Raw genomic sequence first — 6,142 nt, 5'->3', positions numbered from 1 at the left:
TGTTTTACAATGCTAAATTTACCGATGTTAAGAAAATGTTAAACTCATAAAATGACTTGGATAGAAACATAGAATACGTGGAAACTATCTATTCATGCCATATATAGGTATCCGCTAAGACCCCTTTCGTGAACATGAATGATAGCCCCACGCCCAACTGAGTATATAACAAGGTTATACAGACAAAAGTGCGCGAGACTTGTCACTCATTCCATTCACGAAAGTTAAAATTTAGCGGATTTTATATATGAATGTAACAAATAACCGTTCTCAATAAAAATATTAAAAAGTTACCTTCATCGCTCGAAAGTAAACTACGACAAAAGTAGCAATTTATATTTAGCAAACAAACAATTTTGACAAAGAAATAGGTATGAGACATAAAATTATTATAGCTATATATTGGCAACTTTCAAATCCCCACTAATTTGTCCTTACGACTTAAAGCAATGTATTGATGAATTAAACTCAGGCGGACGTTTGCCCTGATTGTATCAAAATAAAAACGCTCAGGGCAGGTTCCTGCAAACGATTTTCAATTTTCATTTCTCATATTCTCATAGTAAATACAATAACTATATATAAATCAAATGCATAACACTATGAGAAATGCAAGTGAAAAATAGGCGACAGGAGAAAGTGTGCGTAAGTAACCTGAATTTTGCGTTTTTTAAGAAAGAGCAAAAAGGAAAAGAGCAAAAAGAAAGAGATAAATCCAGAAATCCGGCCGGAGCCATATACTGTATACCCACCGAGCAAAATTCCTTTTCAGTTGTTATTCATACATAAACATATTCTATACAATAAAAAATAATATCATGGAGAAAAATATTTTTCAGTTAGATAATGAGCAGCTCAAAGAGATTGCTCGCTCATTTAAAGCGAAAGTAGAAGAAGGTTTGAACACTGAAAATGCAGAGATACAATGCATTCCCACTTTCATCACTCCGAAAGCAAGTGGTATCAATGGCAAATCATTAGTACTCGACTTGGGAGGAACGAATTACCGGGTAGCAATCGTTGACTTCAGCAAAATGCCTCCCACCATTCATCCTAACAATGGTTGGAAAAAGGACATGTCGATTATGAAAACTCCCGGTTATACCCGAGAGGAGTTGTTCAAAGAAATGGCAGATATGATAACCGGAATAAAACGGGAAAAAGAGATGCCAATTGGATATTGTTTTTCTTATCCGACAGAGTCCGTCCCAGGTGGAGATGCTAAACTGCTGCGTTGGACCAAAGGAGTTGATATAAAAGAGATGATCGGAGAAGTTGTTGGAAAACCTTTACTCGACTATCTGAATGAAAGAAATAAAATCAAGTTTACGAACATAAAAGTGCTCAATGACACTGTTGCCAGTTTATTTGCCGGACTTACCGACAGTAGTTACGATGCGTATATAGGTCTGATTGTAGGAACAGGCACCAATATGGCAACTTTTATTCCGGCTGACAAAATTAAAAAATTAAATCCGTCACATAAAGTAGATGGATTGATTCCCATCAATCTGGAATCCGGCAATTTTCATCCGCCGTTCCTCACTGCAGTAGATAATACAGTAGATGGAATCTCCGGGAATCCGGGAAAACAACGTTTCGAAAAAGCTGTATCCGGTATGTACCTGGGAGATATTCTAAAAGCCACTTTCCCATTGGAGGAGTTCGAAGAAAAGTTTGATGCACAAAAGCTCACCTCTATTATGAACTATCCCGATATTTATAAGGAGGTGTATGTAGAAGTAGCACAGTGGATATATAGTAGATCAGCACAGTTAGTTGCAGCTTCACTGACAGGGCTTATCATGTTGTTGAAGTCATACAACAAGAATATACGAAAAATTTGCCTGGTTGCCGAAGGCAGTCTTTTTTGGAGCAAGAACAGAAAAGACAAGAACTATAACATGATTGTCATGGAAAAATTACGGGAGCTTTTCAGTTTGTTTGGTTTGGAAGATGTAGAGGTCGATATCAAAAGCATGAATAATGCCAATTTGATAGGGACAGGTATTGCGGCTTTATCCTGACACCTCCCTGCCTATCATCGTCATTACAGGGTGATCCTCCCAATCGACTTGCTTATAAGAATCTGACAGGAATGTGCCAGAACTCTCTTTTTAATGTAATAGCCCTCGCTACAGATAGTTGTAACGAGGGTTATTCTTCGTTTATAAGGGTGGGGACGCACCCTTATCCAACCTATTGCAGATATATCAAATCTATTTCAAGATTTAATAGACAATGTAGTGTGTAAAGTGGTTGTTTACTTAATCTTCAAAGCAAACCCACCTCCGGGTGCCAAATGAATCTTCAACTTACTGTCATTTTTTATCCGGATGGATTCACATTTATAATCACGCCCGATCCGGTGAGCATTTGCTCCGTCTTTAAACAATGTAGCGTCATACGTCTTACCACCCAGGAAAGAGCAATCCACTTCGATGTCACGTGCCGTCCAATCGGTGATTCCACCTACATACCAGACATTTCCACTCCGGCGTGCTGTTACGATATACTCTCCCATCTTACCATCAAGCACGATACTTTCATCCCACACTGTCGGAACATCAGCAATAAATCCTGTTGATTCCGGTTCGCGCATATAGTTGCTCGGCGTATCACACAACATATTGAAAGGAGATTCGAATACAACATACAGAGCAAGTTGACGGCAACGAGTTCCCTGACTCATCGGTTCTGAATTGCAAGGGTAATAGTTACCTTTCGAAGCATTGCGCATCGCTCCTTGAGTGTAGTCCATCGGACCGGATACTTGACGAGTGAAAGGAATCATCACGTCATACTTCACCTGGTCCACCGAAGCCGGGCTCCATTTCATCTGTTCCAGACCATTGACACCTTCAAAGTTCAATACATTCGGGTAAGTACGATTCAAACCGGCCGGTTTGTGCGTTCCGTGCAAGTCGAGGATCAGTTTGTATTTAGCACACATTTCGGCAGCCCGATAATTGAACGCAGTCATAAGCTGATCGTCACGATCCATAAAGTCGACCTTAAAACCTTTTACTCCCATGTCGGCATAATGACGGCAAACGTTCTCCATATCACGCTCGAAAGCATAATAACCGGCCCAAAGAATGATGCCTACATTTTTGGAGGCTGCATAATCTACCAATTCTTTCAGATTAATCTCTTTCACCACTTGCATCAAATCCGCTTGCAGATTTACCGCCCAGCCTTCGTCAAGTATCACATATTCAATACCGTTTGCAGAAGCAAAATCAATGTAGGCTTTATAAGTCGGATTATTTACTCCGGTCACAAAATCAACGCCATCCAAATTCCAGGCATTCCACCAGTCCCATGCTACTTTGCCGGGTTTGATCCATGAAAGATCTGTCAGACGGGAAGGGGCAGCCAATAAATAGCTCAAGTTGCTTGCTGCCAAATCCTTATCGGAAGTGGTAACAATGCTCATGCGCCACGGGAAATTCCGGGGTTTATCTACTTTGGCAATGTAAGCTTCATGCTCTTTCACCAACATTTGAAGTTGATTGTGTCCGCCTTGCACCATCTTCTTGGGGTATGGAGCGAAACGTCCCGTCAACCGATTTTCTCCTTCAATAGCAGACAAATAGAGGCCGGGATAATTCTCCAAATCGGATTCTGTGATACAAACCTTAACGCCTTCACCGGCATCCACGACTAATGGCAAAAACATCAAACGTTTTTTATTCAGCTTCGATAATGGATCGGTAGTATAAGTATTTTCGAATGAATTGAAATATTGAGAGTTATAATCACCGTCCTTTCCTGTTTTTACATAAGGTACAGAAGCTACCATATCGGATGGGAAATGATAATCTACTGTTTCATCTACCACGTTGAAAGGTTTCTTCGCACGGCTGACAAAGCGGTAAGCAATACCATCATTGTACGCACGAAACTCGACATTCCAGTCTTTTTTAAACCGAAGAGTCAGTTCATTATAGTGGTCTCTCAATTCACTGGCACGATAGAAAGGAGAAGGAATCATCTGATCTACTTTTTTCCCGGAAGTGCCGGACAACTTAGCTTTCTCTCCCCAGACTTCTCCGTTATCCAATGTCATCGAAATCGGAGAAGGAGCAAGGATCTGCCGTCCGTTACAGTGGATGTCATAAGTCAGCTTATCACCTACGGTAATCGTCGTTTGAAGCTTTCCATCCGGAGAGTTCAAAGTAAATTGTTTTTGCGCCTGTACCGTAAGCGTACATGCGACAATACATAAGAATAATAAAATCTTCAGTTTTTTCATGGTTTTAATTATAGTAGTTATCAAATTATAGAAGAACGATACAAAAATAAAATAATATAGTATAGCAACCTATATGAAAACTAAAAAACAGAGATAAAAAAGAATACGTAATTCTATCTTTTTCCTGTCAGGGATTGAATACAATCGACTTCTTCCTGCTGATAAGGTACTCCGGTAGGACGATAAATATCATGAAACCATAATTCCGGTTCTTCACCCGACGGAATAACGTCATCCCAGGCAAAAATAGTATTTGTCTTTCCTGCAACAAATCCCCAATTGATGGCGCCTACCTTTTCTTTTTTCATCAAAGGAAGAACATTACAAAAGCGGCTGTCATTGCGACGGGCCATATATTCGGTACAAATCAACGGACGGTTAAGCATCTTTAAAAATTTGATACATTCGCCATGCCGCTCCTCATTATCGTAATTATGGTAAGAGATGATGTCCGAATGATTCAACACAAACGCATTCAGAACATTCTTCCGGGGAGAATTATAGTCCCATACACCGGCAGTAATCGGTTGTGACGGTTTACAATCGCGCACCCAACGAAAGACATTCGTCAATAAAGGCAAAGAAGTTTCCTCGTGTTTACTATTCCCCGGCTCATTATACAAATCCCACATCAATATCCGGTCATCGTTAGCATAGGTTCGGACAATATCTTTTACATACTCTTGTAGAAAAGGATACAACGTCAGTGTGTCTTTACGCAAACTACACGAAGGGTCCTGCACCCAGCCGGAATTATGTACACCCGTCTTCGGTTCCGGTTGCTTGCCATAAGCCGACTCCGGATTCCAACAATCATCGAAGAACACAAACATAGGGCGGATTGAATATTGCCCGCAAATATTCAAAAAATCATCCATACGTTTCTTCATTCCTGCCGCATCATTTTGCCATACGACACTGCTCAAGAATACGCGTAAGGTATTAAAGCCCAGTTCATGCGCCCATGATAGCTCTTTATCAATCTGTTCAGGATCGAAAGTATCCGCACTCCACATTTCTATCTGATTGATTGCCGTTGCCGGAATATAATTGCAACCTACCAGCCAAGGCTGATTGTCATACCATTCTTGTATCTTCTCTTCCGTCCAACGACTGTTGTTTGAAGAATTAGAATCCTGTGTACAGGCGCATACACATATCCCTACGAAAAAGAATAAAAACACAACATTAACACACCATTTATTTTTCATGCTATTTTCAATTGATTAATATAAAAGATTCCTTGTTCTTTTAATTCCCGTTTATTTGATTATTTATGCCTGTCGTCTGACTTTTCCTTCCACACCACTACTCCCGCAGGTTCGAGGCGTGCACTGCCGATCAATATCTCCGCCTCATCGGGAATGGCTATTTCCTGAATGTCCGATGTATAGTTTAAAGCGATGTAAAAACCATCCCGCCATTCCTTCACTACTCCGTATGGTAAATCTTCAGTCGGTACGCCGGCTTCCTTATATACACGACGTACTACTTCTTTCTCCAATTTCCCGTCATCGGTATCCGTTCCGATATAGGTGGCCGTTCCTTTACCCAGCCTACGGTGTATCACAGAAGCAGCTCCCTTATAAAACTGGTCCGCATACACAGCCCAAACATCTGTTCCGGCATCCGGAGTTAGTACGTCCGCCCAATTGTTCCAGGCGTATTCCATGCCCCCGAAATCAACCATTCCATACAGATTGTGAGGCAGATGGTCATAGTACAGGCTGTTTATTCCGGCCAGTTGGTGGATGGGAGCAGCTAAAGGAGCCTCCCACAATTTGGCATTACGGTCTTTCTGCCCGGCACGGCAGGTCAGAATCAGATGTCCTCCATTCTTCACGTATTCAGTCCAACGTTCTACCAAATTGTTATCAAGCAACT

At 41.1% G+C, this 6,142-nt stretch carries 4 protein-coding genes; 1 reads left to right on the top strand and 3 read right to left on the bottom strand.

Annotation, left to right across the window (positions count from 1 at the left end; translation table 11 throughout):
• The first annotated feature begins 818 nt into the window (after positions 1-818).
• On the top strand, positions 819-2,027 hold the full coding sequence (locus KFO40_RS24970; protein ID WP_211146913.1) for a hexokinase: 1,209 nt from the start codon (positions 819-821) through the stop codon (positions 2,025-2,027).
• Between the two features lie 236 nt (positions 2,028-2,263).
• Here the strand turns inward: KFO40_RS24970 and KFO40_RS24965 are convergent, their stop codons facing one another.
• The 3 genes from KFO40_RS24965 to KFO40_RS24955 form a co-directional block, all read right to left on the bottom strand.
• The gene (locus tag KFO40_RS24965) at positions 2,264-4,258 is read right to left on the bottom strand and encodes a glycoside hydrolase family 97 protein (protein WP_211146912.1); all 1,995 of its coding nucleotides are present in this window, start codon (positions 4,256-4,258) and stop codon (positions 2,264-2,266) included.
• Positions 4,259-4,371: 113 nt separating this feature from the next.
• On the bottom strand, positions 4,372-5,469 hold the full coding sequence (locus KFO40_RS24960) for a cellulase family glycosylhydrolase (RefSeq protein ID WP_151922279.1): 1,098 nt from the start codon (positions 5,467-5,469) through the stop codon (positions 4,372-4,374).
• 59 nt (positions 5,470-5,528) lie between these two features.
• Positions 5,529-6,142 (bottom strand): beta-galactosidase trimerization domain-containing protein (locus KFO40_RS24955; protein WP_211146911.1); only part of this gene is annotated, 614 nt, incomplete at its 5' end.

It is taken from the genome of Bacteroides sp. 1001302B_160321_D4 (assembly GCF_015667765.1).
GTDB lineage: Bacteria > Bacteroidota > Bacteroidia > Bacteroidales > Bacteroidaceae > Bacteroides > Bacteroides xylanisolvens.
This window is presented reverse-complemented; position numbering and strand designations above follow the sequence as displayed.

Excerpts from the sequence above, each read along its gene's own strand:
- KFO40_RS24970 (WP_211146913.1), top strand. The coding sequence starts at position 819 with ATGGAGAAAAATATTTTTCAGTTAGATAATGAGCAGCTCAAAGAGATT.
- KFO40_RS24960 (WP_151922279.1), bottom strand. The coding sequence starts at position 5,469 with ATGAAAAATAAATGGTGTGTTAATGTTGTGTTTTTATTCTTTTTCGTA.
- KFO40_RS24965 (WP_211146912.1), bottom strand. The coding sequence starts at position 4,258 with ATGAAAAAACTGAAGATTTTATTATTCTTATGTATTGTCGCATGTACG.